The 17,233-nt window shown below is 55.6% G+C and carries 16 protein-coding genes; 9 read left to right on the plus strand and 7 right to left on the minus strand.

Going from position 1 to position 17,233, the window contains the following annotated elements; all coding sequences use genetic code 11:
* The first annotated feature begins 90 nt into the window (after positions 1-90).
* A complete protein-coding gene (locus H7A51_16200) occupies positions 91-1,581 on the plus strand; it encodes an excinuclease ABC subunit UvrC (GenBank protein MCP5537762.1) in 1,491 nt (496 codons plus the stop codon).
* A 30-nt stretch (positions 1,582-1,611) separates the two neighbouring features.
* A complete protein-coding gene (locus tag H7A51_16205) occupies positions 1,612-2,541 on the plus strand; it encodes an N-acetylmuramoyl-L-alanine amidase (GenBank protein ID MCP5537763.1) in 930 nt (309 codons plus the stop codon).
* Positions 2,542-2,630: 89 nt separating this feature from the next.
* On the opposite strand, the gene H7A51_16210 is transcribed toward H7A51_16205, so the two are convergent.
* The 4 genes from H7A51_16210 to bioA all read right to left on the minus strand — a co-directional run bounded on the left by H7A51_16210 (position 2,631) and on the right by bioA (position 6,072).
* A complete protein-coding gene (locus tag H7A51_16210; protein MCP5537764.1) occupies positions 2,631-3,044 on the minus strand; it encodes a SufE family protein in 414 nt (137 codons plus the stop codon).
* Between the two features lie 8 nt (positions 3,045-3,052).
* Entirely contained in the window at positions 3,053-3,364 is a 312-nt protein-coding gene (locus H7A51_16215) for an HU family DNA-binding protein (protein MCP5537765.1), read from the minus strand.
* 98 nt (positions 3,365-3,462) lie between these two features.
* Positions 3,463-4,413 carry a 2-dehydropantoate 2-reductase gene (locus H7A51_16220; GenBank protein ID MCP5537766.1) on the minus strand — a complete coding sequence of 317 codons (951 nt, stop codon included), beginning with the start codon at positions 4,411-4,413 and terminating at the stop codon, positions 3,463-3,465.
* Positions 4,414-4,704: 291 nt separating this feature from the next.
* The gene (bioA, locus tag H7A51_16225; GenBank protein ID MCP5537767.1) at positions 4,705-6,072 is read right to left on the minus strand and encodes an adenosylmethionine--8-amino-7-oxononanoate transaminase; all 1,368 of its coding nucleotides are present in this window, start codon (positions 6,070-6,072) and stop codon (positions 4,705-4,707) included.
* A gap of 70 nt (positions 6,073-6,142) precedes the next feature.
* On the opposite strand from bioA, the gene H7A51_16230 reads away from it, so the two are divergent.
* From H7A51_16230 to H7A51_16240, 3 genes are all read left to right on the plus strand, one after another.
* Positions 6,143-7,504, plus strand: a complete 1,362-nt coding sequence (locus H7A51_16230; GenBank protein ID MCP5537768.1) for a transposase — start codon at positions 6,143-6,145, stop codon at positions 7,502-7,504.
* Between the two features lie 286 nt (positions 7,505-7,790).
* Entirely contained in the window at positions 7,791-8,102 is a 312-nt protein-coding gene (locus tag H7A51_16235) for a hypothetical protein (protein MCP5537769.1), read from the plus strand.
* A 127-nt stretch (positions 8,103-8,229) separates the two neighbouring features.
* A complete protein-coding gene (locus H7A51_16240; protein MCP5537770.1) occupies positions 8,230-8,916 on the plus strand; it encodes a hypothetical protein in 687 nt (228 codons plus the stop codon).
* A 12-nt stretch (positions 8,917-8,928) separates the two neighbouring features.
* Here the strand turns inward: H7A51_16240 and argS are convergent, their stop codons facing one another.
* Both argS and H7A51_16250 read right to left on the minus strand, forming a co-directional pair.
* Positions 8,929-10,644, minus strand: a complete 1,716-nt coding sequence (gene argS, locus H7A51_16245) for an arginine--tRNA ligase (protein ID MCP5537771.1) — start codon at positions 10,642-10,644, stop codon at positions 8,929-8,931.
* A 50-nt stretch (positions 10,645-10,694) separates the two neighbouring features.
* On the minus strand, positions 10,695-11,174 hold the full coding sequence (locus H7A51_16250; protein ID MCP5537772.1) for a PTS sugar transporter subunit IIA: 480 nt from the start codon (positions 11,172-11,174) through the stop codon (positions 10,695-10,697).
* A 200-nt stretch (positions 11,175-11,374) separates the two neighbouring features.
* On the opposite strand from H7A51_16250, the gene H7A51_16255 reads away from it, so the two are divergent.
* From H7A51_16255 to H7A51_16270, 4 genes are all read left to right on the plus strand, one after another.
* Positions 11,375-12,157 carry a hypothetical protein gene (locus H7A51_16255; protein ID MCP5537773.1) on the plus strand — a complete coding sequence of 261 codons (783 nt, stop codon included), beginning with the start codon at positions 11,375-11,377 and terminating at the stop codon, positions 12,155-12,157.
* A 56-nt stretch (positions 12,158-12,213) separates the two neighbouring features.
* A complete protein-coding gene (gene mntR, locus H7A51_16260; protein ID MCP5537774.1) occupies positions 12,214-12,648 on the plus strand; it encodes a transcriptional regulator MntR in 435 nt (144 codons plus the stop codon).
* A 94-nt stretch (positions 12,649-12,742) separates the two neighbouring features.
* Entirely contained in the window at positions 12,743-15,931 is a 3,189-nt protein-coding gene (gene secA / locus H7A51_16265; protein ID MCP5537775.1) for a preprotein translocase subunit SecA, read from the plus strand.
* Positions 15,932-16,037: 106 nt separating this feature from the next.
* Positions 16,038-16,844: a hypothetical protein gene (locus tag H7A51_16270; protein ID MCP5537776.1), complete on the plus strand. Its 807-nt coding sequence runs from the start codon at positions 16,038-16,040 to the stop codon at positions 16,842-16,844.
* A gap of 15 nt (positions 16,845-16,859) precedes the next feature.
* Here the strand turns inward: H7A51_16270 and H7A51_16275 are convergent, their stop codons facing one another.
* Positions 16,860-17,141 (minus strand): hypothetical protein, encoded by a 282-nt coding sequence (locus H7A51_16275; GenBank protein MCP5537777.1) that lies wholly within the window; start codon positions 17,139-17,141, stop codon positions 16,860-16,862.
* Between the last annotated feature and the right edge of the window lie 92 nt (positions 17,142-17,233).

A 17,233-nucleotide genomic window follows, 5' to 3' on the forward strand; every position in this document is an offset into this window, starting at 1 on the left:
CCCCGATTCTTTCCAACCAATCACCTGATGAGAAAACCAGAGCTCCAGCAAAAACTCAGTCATACCCCGCACAAACCGGGAGTCTACCTGATGAAAGACCGCCTGGGGGGGGTCATCTACGTGGGCAAAGCCCGCGATTTACGCAAACGGGTCGGTAATTACTTCATGCCCTCCAGGAAAATGCGGGCTGATCTGAAAACACGGGCACTGATCGACAGCATCCACGATTTCGACATCCAGATTGTCCGGAACGAACAGGAAGCGCTGATACTCGAAAGCAAGCTGATCAAGGAATACCGGCCGCGCTATAATGTCAGCCTGCGCGACGACAAACGTTTCTACATGCTCAAGGTGCAGCTCGATGTGCCCTTTCCCCGCTTTGTGCTGACCCGGTTGAAGACAGACGACGGCGCGCGTTACTTCGGTCCCTTCGTGCATTCCACCGCGCTCAAGGCAACGCTCGAGTGGATCAACCGTGAGTTCGGACTACGGACCTGCCGACCCCAATTTCCGGGTGAAAAGGATTACCGCCACTGCCACGCCGATGTCATCAGGAAGTGCAGTGCGCCATGTGTCCTGAAGATTTCCGAGGAGGAATACCGCGCCCGGGTCGATGAAGTGATTGGCCTGCTCGAAGGGAAAGGAAGGCGTGACCGACTCCAAGGGCTCCGCGAGGACATGGCCAAAGCGGCAGAAAAACTTCAGTTTGAAAAAGCCGCCCGGCTTCGCGACATCATCGATAATCTGGAAAAGACCCTCAGTCCGGCACGCAGCTTTTCACGGGGGCGGGGCGGGGTGCCCAGCACCGTGAAACCGACCGAGGACTTGATCGAACTCCAGGATGCACTCGGCCTGGCCGACCCGCTCCACATCATGGAATGCTTTGATATTTCCAACGTATCAAGCAACCACATTGTTGCCTCCATGGTCCGGTTTGTGGATGGCTTGCCCGATAACCAGGGCTACCGGCGCTACCGGATCAAAACCGTCGATGGCCAGGACGACTTCGCCAGCATGGCGGAAGTTGTCAGGAGGCGATACTCCCGCATTCTCACCGAAAACAACGTCCCCGGCACCGAGGAAACGCAGGAGTCGCCGCTGGAGGCTCTCCGTCGGCTCGCGCGTGATGGGAAATCACCGCTGCACCTCCCCAATCTCGTCATTGTCGATGGCGGCAAAGGTCAACTGGGCATGGCGGTGAAAGAACTCCAACGGCTCGGTCTACACGATCTTCCCGTGGTAGGACTCGCCAAACAACGTGAGGAAATCTTCCGCCCCGGCATCAGTGCCCCACTCCTGCTCCCCCACGACACCGGTGCCCTCAAGCTGATGCAGCGCATCCGCGACGAGGCGCACCGTTTTGCTAACAACTATAACGAACTCCTGCTACGCCGCCGCGTCACCGAAAGCTTGTTAGACGACTGCCCGGGCATGTCGCCCAAACGCAAGGAGGCGCTGTTACGCCGATTCGGCAGCGTCAAACGCATCCGCAAAGCCACCGTCAAGGAGCTCGAGTCCGTGCCAGGCATCGGCAAGAAATCCGCCGAGGAAATTTTTCAATGGTTGCAGGCCAAGAAGTGAATCGGTATCATGTCCGTTGCTCCTTACTCTATGAAAGCCATATTCTTTCTCTTACTCTTCACCGGAGTCCTGTCCGCCCAGATAGCTCCCCCTGAAAACTTCAAATGGCTGCCCATTCAAATCGGCCAACATCAATACCTACCGCTGGATCAGGTGAAGAAGTTTTATGACTTCGGTAAAATGCAGGTTCAAGACGATGGGAAAACTTTGAGCCTAACAAACCGAACGGTTGAAGCGATTTTCCCCACCGAAAACCATGCTGCGTATTTTAACGGAGTGAAATTCTGGCTCGCCCATCCCATTGTCAAAAAAGACGACAGTTACTACGTTTCCCAGTTTGACCTAACAGCACTGATGGACCCCATCCTGCGTCCCAAGTTTATCAAGAACGCTGGCAAGTTCGATACCGTGGTACTCGATGCCGGACACGGAGGCAATGACCAAGGTTCTGCCAATGAGGAAGCTCAGCACACGCTGAAGCTGGCCAAGAAACTGAAACCGCTGTTAGAAGAGAAAGGTTACAAGGTCATCATGACACGTGAGGAAGACATCTTTGTTTCTCTGGGGGACAGGGTGCGGATGGCGAATGCTCACAAGAACGCCATCTTCGTATCACTCCATTTCAATTCTGGAAACAGGAACGCACAGGGCTTTGAAACCTACATCCTGAGTCGCCGTGTCCCTGGTAAAAACACCCATGCCGCCAGTGTCGCCCTCGCCACGGCCGTCCACTCACGGGCGATTCTCTCGCTGGGCAAGGGGCATATCAAAGACCGGGGAATACGCAGCGCTAAATTCAATGTGCTCAATGGCTGCAAGCACCCGTCGATACTGATTGAAGCTGGTTTTTTGACCCACAAAGAAGAAGCCGCGATGGTGACGGCAGATGATTTCCAGGAATTACTCATCAAGAGTATTGTGAAAGGCATCCATGAGTATCGGGCAGCGGTGACCAAGTAGGCTAGCTTTTCAAGCTGGCGACAACCTTGGTGAGTCAGGCTTACCAAGTTTGATGATTCCCAGGCTAGCCGACAGCTTGCAAAGCTGTCCTACTTTGCATGCTCAAGCGCGCGCTGCTTCATCTGGGTGGCCATCAGGTTCAGCGCATTGGCACGGGTCGGTGCAAGATGCTCCTTGAGTCCTGTCTGGTCAATAAAACCCATGTCTGCCAGCAGGACCGCCTCGGGCGTTTCACCATCGAGCACCCTGACAAAGAGGGCGATCATCCCCTTGGTGATCAGGGAATCGGAATCGGCGCGATATCGCATCACGCCGTCCTCGTAACTGGCATCCAGCCAGACCTGCGACTGGCAACCTTTGATCAGCCGGTCCTCGGTCTGTTTTTCAGCTGGCAAGGGCGCTAGTTTTTTTCCCAGCCCGATGACATACTCGTAGCGCTCGGTCCAGTCCTGGAAAAATCCAAGCTCTTCGAGTAACTCCTGCTGTTTTGCCTCAATGCCCATCGATTCGGTTAGCCTTGCTGGATCAGGGGCAGGATGCGGGCGACCCGCTCCTTCATTTCCTTGCCCGGTTTGAATTTAACCACGGCGCGTGGCGGGATTTTCATATCCTGGCCCGGGTTCTTCGGATTGCGGCCGACCTTGCCTTTCATCTCCCGCACCTGGAACGAGCCGAAATTGCGTATGACCACGGCATTCCCCTTGGCAAGTTCACCCGTGACGGTATCTAACATGGTCTCAAGAACGTTAAGAACCTCAGCCTGGCCGAGTCCGGTTTTGTTACTAAGCTTGGTGACGAGATCGCGTTTTGTTATCGTTTCCATGAGTATGAGAGAGTCAGTGGTTCAGCCTTGCTAGGAACTACGGCTGTGCGCGTTTGGGAAAACCATAGTACGGCGACATTGTCCCGTACAAAATGCTCTTAAATGCCCCTCTGATCCAGTCGGTCCTCGATTTCGGCCAGTAATCGCTCAATTTCAGGCACTTCGACGCCCAGTGCCCGCGCCCGCTTCAACGGCTGCCGCCAGATGGCGTCCACCTCGACCTCGCGACCGTCGACGTAATCGATCATGCTCGACGGACGGTAAGCCTTCATCGGTCGGGTCAGGGCGATCTGTTTTTCCAGAAAATCATCCCCAATCCTGTAGTCCATCGCGGCGGCCACAGCCTGCACTTCGCGCATGATCGCCCGGATCCGGTCCTCCATTCCCGGAGTGGCCAATAAAACGCCCGTGTCCACCCCCCCTTGCGCAATCGCCAGACCATTAAACGGAATATTCCACACCAGCTTCATCCACTGCGCCTGCTCCAGATTCGGAACCGCCTGACAAACCACCCCACCCTGCCTGAGCAGACCTACCAGATATCCAAGTCTATTTGATCCTGCTGTTGATCCGAGACCATCCTGAGCGCGGAACTCACCCACATGCACCATGCCGGAGGCGCTGTGGTCCAGCTCTCCCGGGCCGATACGGTTGATACATACAAAACAGAGTCCGCCAAAAATACGGTCGGCGCCAAAAAGACGTGCCAGCTCCTCCACATTCCCCAGGCCATTTTGCAGGGTCAGAATGACTGTCTCATCATGTAACAGCGGGGAAATCACCTTCCCATAGGATCGATTCGAAGTTGCCTTCCATGCGATGATCACCAGGTCGACCTTACCCATTTCCTCCGGACACCGCGCACACTGCACCGACGGCAAACGGATGTCGCCGGCAACGCTGGTCACCTTCCAACCGTGCGCAGCAATGTGGTCGTAATCACTTCTCAGCAGGAATGTCACATCCATTCCCGACTCCGCCAGGCGTGCCCCGTAATAGCCGCCGACGGCACCGGAACCCACTATCGCTACTCGTTTTACTGCTGTCATTATAGAAAAAACACCTTATATTATAGAAATTATACTTTAAAACGCTGTTTTTATGGAAAATAATCCTTTACTCGTTCTGATTGTCTGGTAACTTACGCCCGTGCGCAAGGGGGAATGGATCGCGCGCGACACACACACATATCCTTCCCCAGATCTGCCCTCCCCCATTGGAGGGCAGATCACTTTTAGGGGATCGCCTTCTTTCCTGGTCCCCTCCTTCCAGGGTTTGCCTTGAAGCCCGTCTGTCGTCATCTCAGGTTTTCCCGTCCGCAGGCAGCTCGCCGTGGCTCCCTACTGCGCATTGTTGAAGTAATCATCCATCGCGTGGGCCAGTGCCGCACACATGAGCCGGATTTCGTCAGCGGAAATACTCAGCGGCGGCATCACCACCAGTGTATCGCGAATAGGCCTTGTTAGCAGCTGGTGCTGTCGAGCTAACAGGGAGACCCTTTCGCCTACTTTGAGCGCCGGGTCAAATGGCTCACCGGTCTTTGTTCTCAATTCCACCCCGGCGACCAGTCCGCACTGCCGGATGTCATGGACCACAGGCCGGTCCGCCGCCAGCCCGGCAAGCAGTTGTCCCAACAGTTCTATTTTACCAGGGAGCTTCTCAAGGGTTTTTTCCTGCTCGAATACATCCAGGCTGGCCAGGGCGGCGGCACAACCGAGTTGATTGCCCGTGTAGCTATGGCCATAGTAAAACGCCCTGTCTGCGCCCCCGAGAAAAGCTCTGTAGATTTCGCCTTTGACCATCGTCGCCGCCATCGGCAGGTAGCCACCGGTGAGACCTTTGGCGAGGCAAAGAAAATCCGGGATGACATGCTCTTGCTGACAGGCAAACATCGTACCCGTTTTCCCAAATCCCGTCATCACCTCATCCAGGATCAGATGAATCCCATACCGGTCACACCACGCCCTCAGATCCGCCAACATTCCCGCTGGCCAAGGTCGGATCTGGTTCACACCCTGGACCAGCGGCTCGATGATCACGGCGGCAGTACGGTCGATTTTTTCCTGGTCCAGACCTGTGAGATCCTCGATCCCCCTAACATGGCTTACGGGGAAACCAAATTGCCTGAACCGGTCGAAAAAAGCCCCCACGCCACCCAGCGAGGCGGCTCCCATGGTATCACCATGGTAGCATTGGTCGAAGGCGATAAACCCGGTCCGCTGCTCCTGGCCGGTTTGAAGCCGGTACTGGATCGCCATTTTTACAGCACACTCAACCGCCGTTGATCCATCATCGGAAAAAAACACCCTTTCGAGGGTGTGGGGAGGGAAATAGCCACACAACCTCTCCGCCAGTTCGCTGGCACGCGGGTTGGCAAACCCGAGGTAGCTGGTGTGAGCCACCTTTCCGAGCTGGGCAACAACCGCGGCATTGATCACCGGGTGTTTGTGTCCATGCACATTGGTCCAGATCGAGGCATTGCCATCCATGTAGCGACGCCCCTCTGAGTCGGTCAGCCAGATACCATCGCCATCAACCAAAACGAGCGGTTCGACAGGCTCTCCCGCCACCCACTCATCCTGTCGGGTAAAGGGATGCCAGCAATGCGCCTTGTCCGCTGATATCCACTGCTCCGTGTTCACGGGTTGATACCGCCACAATCTCCCCTCATTGACAAGCCTGCGAATGGCCGGGGATGCCCTAATCATTAGCGACGCTGGGGATGATTCACCCTGAAGGTGATTTTGCAACTTTGACTGATATTGTGTATAAGGGGGCATGTCACGACACTACTCCCTGAAGCCGCGCAAGTTTGCAATGGAGCTAAGAACCTCGGAATCATGCTCGGTGCATGGAGGGCAACTGGCCATTGTCGGCTTGATCCGGCAAAGCGGACTAATGGGCTGGATCAGTGATTACCCGCAGCTCGAGCACCGCAAGAACCGCAACCGGGGCTTTGATCCCGAAGTCTACATCAGCACCTTTCTCTACAACTTCTGCACAGGAGGAAGCAGCCTGGCGGATGCGGAGGCTCTCAATGAAGACAAGGCACTGCTAAGGCTGTTAGGAATAAAAAAACTGCCCGACCAGAGCGCCCTGGGCGAATGGCTCCGGGCTCTGGACCCCGCGGGCCTTGATGCCCTCAAGGCGATCAACCGCCGGTTTTGCACATGGGTGCTCAAGACGGCTCCGGCCAATACATACAGCTACGGTGGCAACGAACTCGAATGGTTTTTCGATGATACCCAGATCGAAGTCAGCGGTAAAAAATTTGAAGGTGCCGCAATCAACTACAAGGGGGATGTATCGCTTGGTTGGCAGACGTTGTGGGCCGGGCCTCTCATCCTCGAATGCGAACTCGGGGGACAGCGCGGAGTAAGCGAGTGTTTCGGCAGGTTCTGCGCTAACAGCGGTAAGCTGCGTAAAAAAGGAAAACACTATCTCTACGCCGACAGCGGCAGCAGTGACGGGGAGGATCTTGAACACGCGGCCAAACACTTCACCCGCCACAGCATCAGCTACAACAAATGGACAAGTCCCCTGGAACGCATGGCCGGAGGACTTCCCGAGGAAAGTTGGGGCGAGTCCGAACTTACCCACTGGCGTGGAGGAATCAAACATCTCGTATCCTACAGCTGGGTAAGACACCAGCCCTCGGGCTGTAGGCAAGCGCATAACTTTGCGGCCCTGCGTCACAAACGGGAAGACGACATGTTCTGGAGCTACTGCTTCGTCGAAGTTGAAGAAGGACGGGGTCACACAGCGGCCCAATCCAGGGCAGCCTTTGAACGTCACCGGCTCAAGGGTGAGTGTGAACGCCGCTTTGGCGAAGTGCTCAGTGATCTAGGGCTTCACAGGCCGCCCTGCCACAGTCTCAGCGCCAACGACGGATGGTATAGCCTCGGGGCGTTGGCCTACAACATCCTCGGGGCCCTCAAGCTGTTGGTGTTGCCTGAAAAAGACCTGGCCAAGCGTCCGCGCACGGTGATGCAGCGGCTGTTGTTATTGCCCATGGAAATCAAGCGTCATGCCCGCCAACTCAAGGCGGTGGTTTACATCTGTCATGAGAGGATGAAAGCTTGGCGGCAGATCTTTGAGGAATGGATGCCGGATCACCGGCTGATGTATCCAAAGGCCTGAAGCCGCCTTGCGCAAAAAGTTCCGGTTGAAGACCTCCCGTGCCGGGGAGGAGGAAGGACAACGCCGTCGACTGGGAGTTGGGAGCAATCCAGCCTGAGAATGAGCAGGTAAAAACGCCAGAACATCGTTGCTCCATCACCGTAAGCGATCAACGCGATGGATTTACAACCCCTCAGCATGAATATCACACAAAAATTAATCCAGCCCAATCCTCGCTAACGATCAGGGCGGGGATGATGAAAAAATGATTTGCATTCGCCCCGGTTTCGACCGTCAATAAGGTGTCATGAAAGCTATTATACCTATCCTTGCTATCGCAGCACTTATGATGACATCCCTGCCATCCTGTGGCCCTGCTATCATCCCGCCACCCGTCCCCCATCCTCCGGGAGTGGGACTCCGGGTCCTGCCCTACGGATACCGCACCGTGTATGTGGGCGGCGTACCCTATTACTACAATGGCAGCCACTGGTACCGGCGCAGCCATGGTCGCTACATCAGCTGCCCCCGTCCTCGTGGCTATGTCCCGCGCGTACGCGGAATCCCGGCTCCACCAAGGCCCCCCGGATTACCCGGACTGCCACACATCCGGCTGTAAGGCACCGACCCTCATCCAACCACACCGTGAGCCTCACAGCCACGGTGTGGTTTTTTCCACAGGCATAAAAATGTGGTGGTTTGAAAATAAATATGAATTTTCCCCCTTGGTTGGCGTCTATAGAGTCATGAAGACCCCATTGCTCCTGCTGTCATTGAGTGCCGTTTCCCTCCTTCTGCTCTCATCCTGTGTTGATCCCAATTATTATGGAGGCAGTGCTTATTACGGTAGCTCAAGCTACAGTTCAAGTTACACAACCATGCCCTACGGCTACACCACGGTGCATGTCAGTGGTGTCCCCTACTATTATTACGGAAACAGCTGGTACCGCAGAAGTGGCAGCCGTTACATTTCCTGCGCGCGCCCACACGGATACAGCGGCTCGATCGGTCATTCCTCCCGCTACAGCAGTTATCGCAGGCCAGGCCCGAGCTACACCACCCGCGCACATAGTGGTGGCAGCTACAGCCCATCGTACCGCTCCATCAAACCAAGCACCCAGCACTACCGGCCAGGCCCGTCCTACCAGTCGGGCTCCCCACGCCACCCAAGCCCGTCCGGCACCTACCGGAAAGGAAGCCGGTCTGGAGGCCCCAGCATCCGTAGCGGCTCAAGCGGTAGAACCAGTTTCACACCGACGCATACACCTCGCATCCAATCGCCGCAGCCATCCGCTCCACGGATTTCTCCGGAAAATCACTCACCGAGAAGCATCAATCCACCCAGCGCACCCCGTGTTTCACCATCAGGTGGAGGGTCCCGGTCAGGAGGTGAAAACCGGCATCCGCTTTCCAAGCCGGTCAGACACCGCTAACGGAAAACAGATTCACATTCTCTCGGGAACCTCGATTCCTAACAACCCGAGCCCCTTTTGCAATACCCGGCTTGTCAGCTCACAGAGCACGAGTCGGGTATTCTGCGTTTCACCTTCTGACTTCAGCACCGGGCATGCCTCGAAAAACGAGTGGAATGCCCTGGCAAGCTCAAGAAGATAGTTGGCGAGAAGGTTGGGGCGGAAATCGTCGAGCAATGACGGCACAGTTTCACCGAAACGCACTAACATCCGTGCCAGATGAACTTCGGCATCGGCTTCGATTTTCATGTGCTTTCCATCCAGCCGGACGCCGTCATCGAGTTTCCGGAAAATCGACCTGACACGTACGTAACTGTATTGGAGATAGGGTGCCGTGTCGCCCTGCAGGGCTAACATCCGGTCCCAGCTGAAAACATAGTCGGTCATCCGATGCTGGGAAAGCTCGGCAAACTTCACCGAGCCAATCCCCACAATGGCGGCAACTCGCTTTTTCTCCTCCGGGTCCATGTCAGGATTTTTTTCTTCGATCGCCAGACCAGCGCGCTCGACGGCCTCATCCAACACGTCAACCAGTTGCACGTTGTCACCGCTGCGGGTTTTCATCAGCTTGCGATCCTCACCGAGAATCGAGCCGAAGGCGATATGGTGCATCCCGGGATTCAATCCGCGCCTGCGGGTGGCTTCGAATATCTGCTGGAAATGAAGTTGTTGGGGCGCCCCCACGACATACCAGATCTGGTCGGCATTCCATTCCTCCACCCGGAAGTCGATGGTTGCCAGGTCCGTGGTCGCGTAGAGGAATCCACCATCGGCCTTACGCACTACGGTCGGCTTGTCCTCCAGCTTGGGGTCGCCGTCGAAAAAGACACAGACAGCACCATCGCTGACGCGGGCGACCCCGGAGTCCAACATATCGTCGACAAGTGGCGCCAGCCGGTCGTTGTAAAAACTTTCACCATACCAGTAGTCAAAGCCGACATCAAGCCGGTCATAGATCCCCTGCAGCCCCTGTTTTGACAGCTCGACGCATTGTTCCCAAATCGCGAGGTTCTCGACATCGCCGCCCTGGAGTTTGACCAGCTCTTGTTTACAGGTCTCGCGCACTGATTCATCCTCGCCACATTGGGCGTTGACGGTACGATAGACCCGCAGCAACTCGGCCACCGGGTCCGCCTGCAGGTCGGCTTTGTCGAGCACCGTTTTCCAGCCGTGGATGATCATGCCGAACTGGGTTCCCCAGTCACCGATGTGGTTATCGGTAATCACCTTGTGACCAAGAAAACGGGCGATACGGGATAGACTGTCTCCAATGATGGTCGAGCGGATGTGGCCGACATGCATCGGCTTGGCGACGTTAGGAGCTGAGAAGTCGACGACGATGGTCTGGACGGTGCTGGCCAGGGGGACGCCGAGCCGGTCATCGGCTAACAGGCCAGCCACGCGTTGCCCCCATGCCCCGTTGTTGATGCGGAAGTTAATAAAACCGGGCCCGGCGATATCGGCTTCTGCAAGTCTACCAAGGTCAAGAGCTTCGATCAGCTTGGCGGCTAGCTCCCGTGGATTGGCACGTGCCTGTTTTGCAAGAACCATGGCGACATTGCTCTGGTAATCCCCAAATCGTAGGTCCGCGGACGATTCCACCCGCACTTGAAAGCCATGAGGCACTTCCACTACCCCGACCGCACCGAGTGCCGAAACCAATGCCTTTTCCAGTTCTTGAATAATCATTGTCAAAAAAATAGTAGTGCGGCAATCCGGCCACAACGATGAATAAGCGCCTACCGCTCAGTGTGGGTCCGCGATGGGCGGGATGCAAAAATATCGAGTACGTCCTCCACCGTTTCAGCCTCATGAAGCTGCTGCCGGACCTCACAGTTGTTAAACATCCTGGCGATCGCGGCAAGCGTTTGCAAATGGAGGTTATACTCCTTTTTAGGTACTATAAAGAGGATGACAAAATTGACCGGTGCATTGTCGATGGCTTCAAAATCAATCCCCTCCTTCGACCTGCCAAAGGCAGCGACCACTTGATCGATCGAATCAGAAAACGCATGGGGAATCGCAACCCCCGAGCCAATCCCGGTGCTGATTTGTTTTTCACGCTCCTTGAGGGATTCGATCACCTCGTCACGCAGCTCGGCTTTGAGTAAACCCCTCGCGATGAGATGGTCCACGATGTTCCCAATCGCCTCAACACACACCTCCCCCTTCAAATCGAGAATGACTTGCTTTGGGGTGAGTAAACTGGCTAGTTTCATCGTGCTGTATGGGTTACCCTCAGTGGGCAAACGCTGTGTTTTCGTCAGAATCATCCGCTGTGGGGTGAGGCAATTACCCCGAAGTCACCCGGCTTGCAAGCCTATTTGCTGGCAGCCCTGCACGTGCGCCCGCATGGCACCACACCACGGAATTTGATGATGGTGGTTGACGCAGCCAGCAGCCCGTCGATGATTGGCACATGTTGAAAACCTGCCACATCGCTTCAACTGGCATGCTGATAGCCTGCGGCATCCTGATCACCGCAAAAGCGGATGAACCAGGCGCATCCGGGGGGCATCCAGACAATAAATCGTCGACCCACAACCTGATCCGCCACCTGCTCGACCAGGATCTCGGGACACGTAAATTCCCGTTTCCCGACGTGGTTTTGGCCAGCAGCGGAAAAAAAGTCATCCCGGTCGACCCCAACAACCCCGCCCACGATCTCATTCTGGCGACCATTTCCAAAGCAGCCGATAAAGCCATCTCGACCCTCAATGCGCCGGATTCGCCCGTACGAAAACTCCGGCGTATCAACGAAGCCTCCCGGTTTTTTGAAGACAGCCTGCGCGCGAGCATCATGGCGCATCCGGCACTCACCTGCTCCGTCCCTAAAAACACCCAGGGCAACGAACAGCGGTCGGGCTACCCCGATCTCATCATCACCCACACCGACGCCAACGGCACTCTCACCCGGGCCTACCTCGACCCCAAGCTTTTCGAGCAAAAATCCCAGGCATCCTCACTACGCACGTTTTACTATGAGCCCCGCACCCGCACCCATAAAATCCAGTACGACGCCATGCACCTGCTGCTCGGTATCAGCCACGACGGCAAAGATGGCGCATGGACGTTTAGCCATTGGAAAATATGCGACCTCTCCCGCTTTCACGTCCGCTTGAAAGCCGAGTTCCAAGGCTCGAACCGCGACCTTTACCGCCCCCACATCATCATCCGCTCGTCCCCCGCAACTGACAAATAGCGCCATCCGACCTCAATTCTCTTGATTCCCTGCGGCTCCTTTCTATTTCTTTCCTTATGCCCGATACGTCCAGCGCGAGACATCGCACCAGCGGTTCCACAGCTCGCGATGATTACCTCGAACAAATTCTCCATTTAATCGAGGAAAAGGGATACGCCCGCCCGATCGATATCTCCAAACGACTGGAGATTTCGCAAGCAAGCGTCACCAACATGCTGCAGCGGCTGGATGCCGAAGGGCTGGTGACCCATATCAAGTACCGCGGCACGACCCTCACCGATGAGGGGCTGCGTATCGCCCGCGCCATCATTGACCGGCACAACACCCTGACCCGCTTCCTTGAACTCTTCGGTATTGATGAGGACACCATTTACCGCGATGTCGAAGGCATGGAACACCATATTTCCCGCGCCACTCTCGAGGCCATCCGCTCGGTCACGGACTACCTCCAAAACAGCCCCGAGACCCTCGCCGCCATCAGGAAAGCCTAATTGCACCAATACCCGAGCCTAATCCCTTGCCATCGCCTTCAAGCGGGTGTATGGAACCTCCCCGCGCGAAAAACAACCCGCGCCCATATTTCATATGCTTAAGTGGACTCTTCAAAAAATCGTCGGCAGTAAAAATCAACGTGAGGTGAAACGCCTCGCACCTGTCGTCGCCAAAATCAACGAAATCGAAGAAGCCTATCAACGCGATTCCGATGAGCAACTCCGCGAGAGGGTCGCCGCCTGGCAAAAACACCTCCACCGCTACCTGCCCCTGGAGTCAGCCACCATCCGTGAGCTTGAGCTCATGGATGCCGACCAGTTATCCGCCGCCGCCGCCAAGCTCAACGAACGCCTTGACGCCCTGCGCGACGAGTTTCCGATGCTTCCCAATGCCGAAGCAACCGTCGAATCCATCGAACAAGCCAAAGCCGCCTTCCGCGAGGTTGAGGATAATCACTTCGACGGCGCACGCGCCAAATACCTCGATCAAATCATGCCCGAGGCCTTCGCCGCGGTCAAGAACTCCGCCCGCAGGCTCTGCGGCCAGACCATCACCGTCTGCGACCAGCCACTGCTCTGGGAAATGGTCCACTTTGACGTCCAGCTCGTCGGCGGTATTGCCCTCCACCGTGGAATGATCGCAGAAATGCAGACCGGTGAAGGTAAAACCCTCGTCGCGACCCTCCCCGTTTTCCTCAATGGTCTCACCGGCCTGGGGGTTCACGTTGTCACCGTCAACGACTACCTGGCACGACGTGACTCCGAGTGGATGGGCGCTGTCTTTAAATTCCTCGGTCTCACGGTCGGCTGTATTCAGAACCAGCAACCCTCCCAGCTTCGGCGTGAGCAGTACGCATGCGACATTACCTACGGCACCAATGCCGAGTTTGGCTTCGACTACCTCCGCGACAACGGCATGTCATCCTCCAAGGAAGAACAAGTCCAGCGCGGGCATTATTTCGCGATTATTGACGAGGTCGACTCCATTCTGATCGATGAAGCCAGAACCCCCCTCATCATTTCCGGACCGTCCACCGTTTCCAATACCGAGCAATACGGTCGCTACCGCCCACTCATCGAACAACTGGTCAAACGCCAGAACATCCTCTGCAACGAACTTGCGGAGGAAGCCAAAAAAGCGCAGGAGGCCGGAGACGAGGTCGCAGCTGGCCGTGCCATGTTCAAAATCAAACTTGGCAATCCTAGGAACCGTCAGCTGATGCGCTTCATGGAGGACCCGGACACCCGCCGCCTCATTGAAAAAACCGAACTCTCGATGTACCAGGACGCCCAGAAGCGCGACCTGTTCGAGATCAAGGAAGAACTCTACTACACCATCGATGAGAAGGCCCACGACGCCGACCTCATGGAAATGGGGCGCGAATACCTCTCGCCCGATGACCCGGAAGCCTTCGTCCTTCCCGACCTCGGAAGCGCCTACGGCGAAATCGACGCCGATCTCTCGATGTCCGATGAAGATCGCGCCGCGAAAAAGGAAAAGCTGCAACAACGCCTCGATACCCAGGGCGAGAAGATGCACTCAATTTCCCAACTGCTCAAAGCCTACTGCCTCTACGAGAAAGACGTCGAATACGTGGTCGCCAATAACAAGGTCATCATCGTGGATGAAAACACCGGCCGTGAAATGCCCGGACGCCGCTGGTCGGACGGCCTCCACCAGGCGGTCGAAGCCAAGGAAGGTGTCGAGGTCGAAGAGGAAACCCAGACTTACGCCACCATTACCATCCAGAACTACTTCCGCCTCTACCAGAAACTGGCGGGGATGACCGGAACCGCCGAAACCGAGGCCGCGGAATTCCACGACATTTACAAACTCGATGTCCTGCCGATCCCAACCAACGTCCCTAACATCCGCATCGACCACAACGACCAGGTCTTCAAGACGCGCCGCGAAAAATACAATGCCGTTGTCGCCAAGATCCAGGAGGCCCACGACCGGGGCCAGCCGGTCCTCGTGGGAACCGCATCCGTGGACGCCTCCGAGCTGTTAGGCAAGATGCTCAAGCGCGCCAAGATCCCGTGCAACATCCTCAACGCGAAATACCACCGCCAGGAGGCTGAAATCATCGCCAATGCAGGTCAAAAGGGTGCCGTCACCGTATCCACCAACATGGCCGGCCGGGGCACCGACATTAAACTCGCACCCGGCGTCGCCGAGGTAGGAGGCCTCTTCGTCATCGCCACCGAGCGCTACGAGTCGCGCCGGATCGACCGCCAGCTGCGCGGCCGTTGCTCCCGCCAGGGCGACCCCGGTATGAGCCAGTTCTTCATCTCGTTTGAAGACGATCTGATGCGTAATTTCGCCGCCGCCGAACGCATGACCAACATGATGGAACGCTTCGGCATGGAAGACGGCGAAGCCCTCGAACACAAGTGGCTCAACAAATCCGTCGAAACCGCGCAAAAACGCGTGGAGCAACGCAACTACACCTGGCGTAAACGCGTGCTCGACTTCGATGATGTCATGAACAAGCAGCGGGAAGTCGTTTACGGCTACCGCAACGAGGTGATCAACTCGGAGAACCCACGCGAACTTGTTTACGAGGTCATCGAAAAAGCCATCCCCGATGCCGTCTACGGTTATATGGAGGAGCGCGATGAAGGAGCACCCGACTACGCAGAGCTCCTCAACTGGGTGAACACCACCTTCCCCATCCAGCTCACGATGCAAAACAGCGGCTTCCAGGACCGCGATGCAAAGGGCAACGCCGAGTTCCTCGTCGCCAAGGTCAAGCAAGCCTACGAGCTCAAAATGGCTCACGAGAACCCCGAGATGCTCGACATGTTAGAGCGTCACATCATCCTCACCGGGATTGATAAACTCTGGCAAGAACACCTCTACAACATGGACGCCCTGCGCGAGGGGGTGCATCTGCGCGCCCAAGGCCAGAAAGATCCACTCATCGAATACAAAAACGAGGCCTACGCCCTCTTCGAAACCCTGATGGCCAACATCGAAAGCGAGTCCCTCAACAACCTGTTCCGCTCCACCACCAACCTGGAGCAGTTTGAAAACTTCATGCGCGGCCTGCCCCAACAGCTGACCAGCGACGCCACTGCCCAGTCGGGCGCAGGTATCACCCATGCCAACATTGCCCAGACCGGCAATACCAGCAACCTCGCCATGACCCCATCCGACGACGGCAAGCAGATCAAGATCAACCTGCCCAAACGCCGCCCCACGGTCAAAGTCAACCGCAACGACGACTGCCCCTGCGGCTCCGGCAAAAAATTCAAAAAGTGCTGCGGCCGCGAGGCGTAGGTCGACCTTGCCAATTGGCATTGCGTCCTTGTATTGGGCCAATATCTAAGTTAGCCTTCAGTGCTTTCCACAAGTTTCTCAACTTGTGAGCTAGCGATATATCCCTATGAATTATCCCTATCTATCGTCCCAATTAGCCGCATCTAAAAGATTCAATCGCTGGATCTACCTGCCCTTGGTTTGCTTCCTTTTATTAGTGCTAAATCCTGCCGCCCAAATGCATGCACAAACAGAGCCAAGCCCACAGGCTGGCAAATTACCATCCGACAGCCAAAATCTAGTTGACCGACTCAAGGAATACGAAGACCGGGAAAAAACAAAGCTAGACAAGTTACTGAACAGAAAACGGTCAGAGGTCCTCGCCATCCTCAAAAAGCAATTTAAGTTTCGCACCCAAAAAGGTCAGCTTGATCAAGCCCTCGCCATCAGAAAAGAAATTGAGCGGATCGAGGATCTCCTTCCTCAAGCTGCTCCCAGCCGCCTCACCCCAACGAGAAAAAAGTTCGAATTAAACGGACAAATTCTACCAACTTCGAAAACACCTGCTTATTTCGAACTCGATATCGACGAACAAAAAGGAAAAATTTACTTGGAGTTTGAGCATTTAGAAATGGCCAGGTTGTTAGATAAATCTAAAAATGTCTATCTCGAACTCAAGATTGACAAACAAAACCCTGGGGCGGGATCCGTAAACTCAATCATCGTTAAACACGGTGTCAAAATCATTGGAGAACACAGCAAACCGAATCCGGGCGACGTAGTTAAAATCAAGTTAGACGCATGGAAAATCGCTCAAACCGGCAGAACCCTTACGCTGCTTATTGAAAATTCAGGCAAGGACAGGATCGGCATTAGAACAGACATCAAAGATGACTTTGCAGCATTACTATTCAGTGGAGAAAAGTTGAAGTAGTCTTACTCAAGCTCCTCACTCCATTTTCTCCCGTTCTTCCCTCACCACCGCTAACATATCATATACAGCGAGCAGGATCACCATCAGGCCGTAGAGCATCGAAGCCCCCCACCAGGTGAGGAAAAGCCAGACGTTGCTACCCAGCCAATCCGCCAGCGGCCAGGCACCGAGGCAGACAAGCGCCACCAGCACCAGCACCAGCTGAAACAGCATCTTGCGCCGCATCTCGCGCGTATGCAGAATCATCCGCGCCAATCCCACACAGACGGTCGCCCAGCTCGCTCTCTTTCCTGACATGCGGGCACTTTAAGTTTTAAGTTCCAAACGCCAAATACCAAATCACAATTTCTGTGTTTTCCGTGTATTCCGTGGTTGATGAAAAATTCGTC

It is taken from the genome of Akkermansiaceae bacterium (assembly GCA_024233115.1).
In the GTDB taxonomy this organism is placed as follows: Bacteria; Verrucomicrobiota; Verrucomicrobiia; order Verrucomicrobiales; family Akkermansiaceae; genus Oceaniferula.

Excerpts from the sequence above, each read along its gene's own strand:
- H7A51_16200 (MCP5537762.1), top strand. The coding sequence starts at position 91 with ATGAAAGACCGCCTGGGGGGGGTCATCTACGTGGGCAAAGCCCGCGAT.
- H7A51_16205 (MCP5537763.1), top strand. The coding sequence starts at position 1,612 with ATGAAAGCCATATTCTTTCTCTTACTCTTCACCGGAGTCCTGTCCGCC.
- H7A51_16210 (MCP5537764.1), bottom strand. The coding sequence starts at position 3,044 with ATGGGCATTGAGGCAAAACAGCAGGAGTTACTCGAAGAGCTTGGATTT.
- H7A51_16215 (MCP5537765.1), bottom strand. The coding sequence starts at position 3,364 with ATGGAAACGATAACAAAACGCGATCTCGTCACCAAGCTTAGTAACAAA.
- H7A51_16220 (MCP5537766.1), bottom strand. The coding sequence starts at position 4,413 with ATGACAGCAGTAAAACGAGTAGCGATAGTGGGTTCCGGTGCCGTCGGC.
- bioA (MCP5537767.1), bottom strand. The coding sequence starts at position 6,072 with ATGATTAGGGCATCCCCGGCCATTCGCAGGCTTGTCAATGAGGGGAGA.
- H7A51_16230 (MCP5537768.1), top strand. The coding sequence starts at position 6,143 with ATGTCACGACACTACTCCCTGAAGCCGCGCAAGTTTGCAATGGAGCTA.
- H7A51_16235 (MCP5537769.1), top strand. The coding sequence starts at position 7,791 with ATGAAAGCTATTATACCTATCCTTGCTATCGCAGCACTTATGATGACA.
- H7A51_16240 (MCP5537770.1), top strand. The coding sequence starts at position 8,230 with ATGAAGACCCCATTGCTCCTGCTGTCATTGAGTGCCGTTTCCCTCCTT.
- argS (MCP5537771.1), bottom strand. The coding sequence starts at position 10,644 with ATGATTATTCAAGAACTGGAAAAGGCATTGGTTTCGGCACTCGGTGCG.
- H7A51_16250 (MCP5537772.1), bottom strand. The coding sequence starts at position 11,174 with ATGAAACTAGCCAGTTTACTCACCCCAAAGCAAGTCATTCTCGATTTG.
- H7A51_16255 (MCP5537773.1), top strand. The coding sequence starts at position 11,375 with ATGTTGAAAACCTGCCACATCGCTTCAACTGGCATGCTGATAGCCTGC.
- mntR (MCP5537774.1), top strand. The coding sequence starts at position 12,214 with ATGCCCGATACGTCCAGCGCGAGACATCGCACCAGCGGTTCCACAGCT.
- secA (MCP5537775.1), top strand. The coding sequence starts at position 12,743 with ATGCTTAAGTGGACTCTTCAAAAAATCGTCGGCAGTAAAAATCAACGT.
- H7A51_16270 (MCP5537776.1), top strand. The coding sequence starts at position 16,038 with ATGAATTATCCCTATCTATCGTCCCAATTAGCCGCATCTAAAAGATTC.
- H7A51_16275 (MCP5537777.1), bottom strand. The coding sequence starts at position 17,141 with ATGTCAGGAAAGAGAGCGAGCTGGGCGACCGTCTGTGTGGGATTGGCG.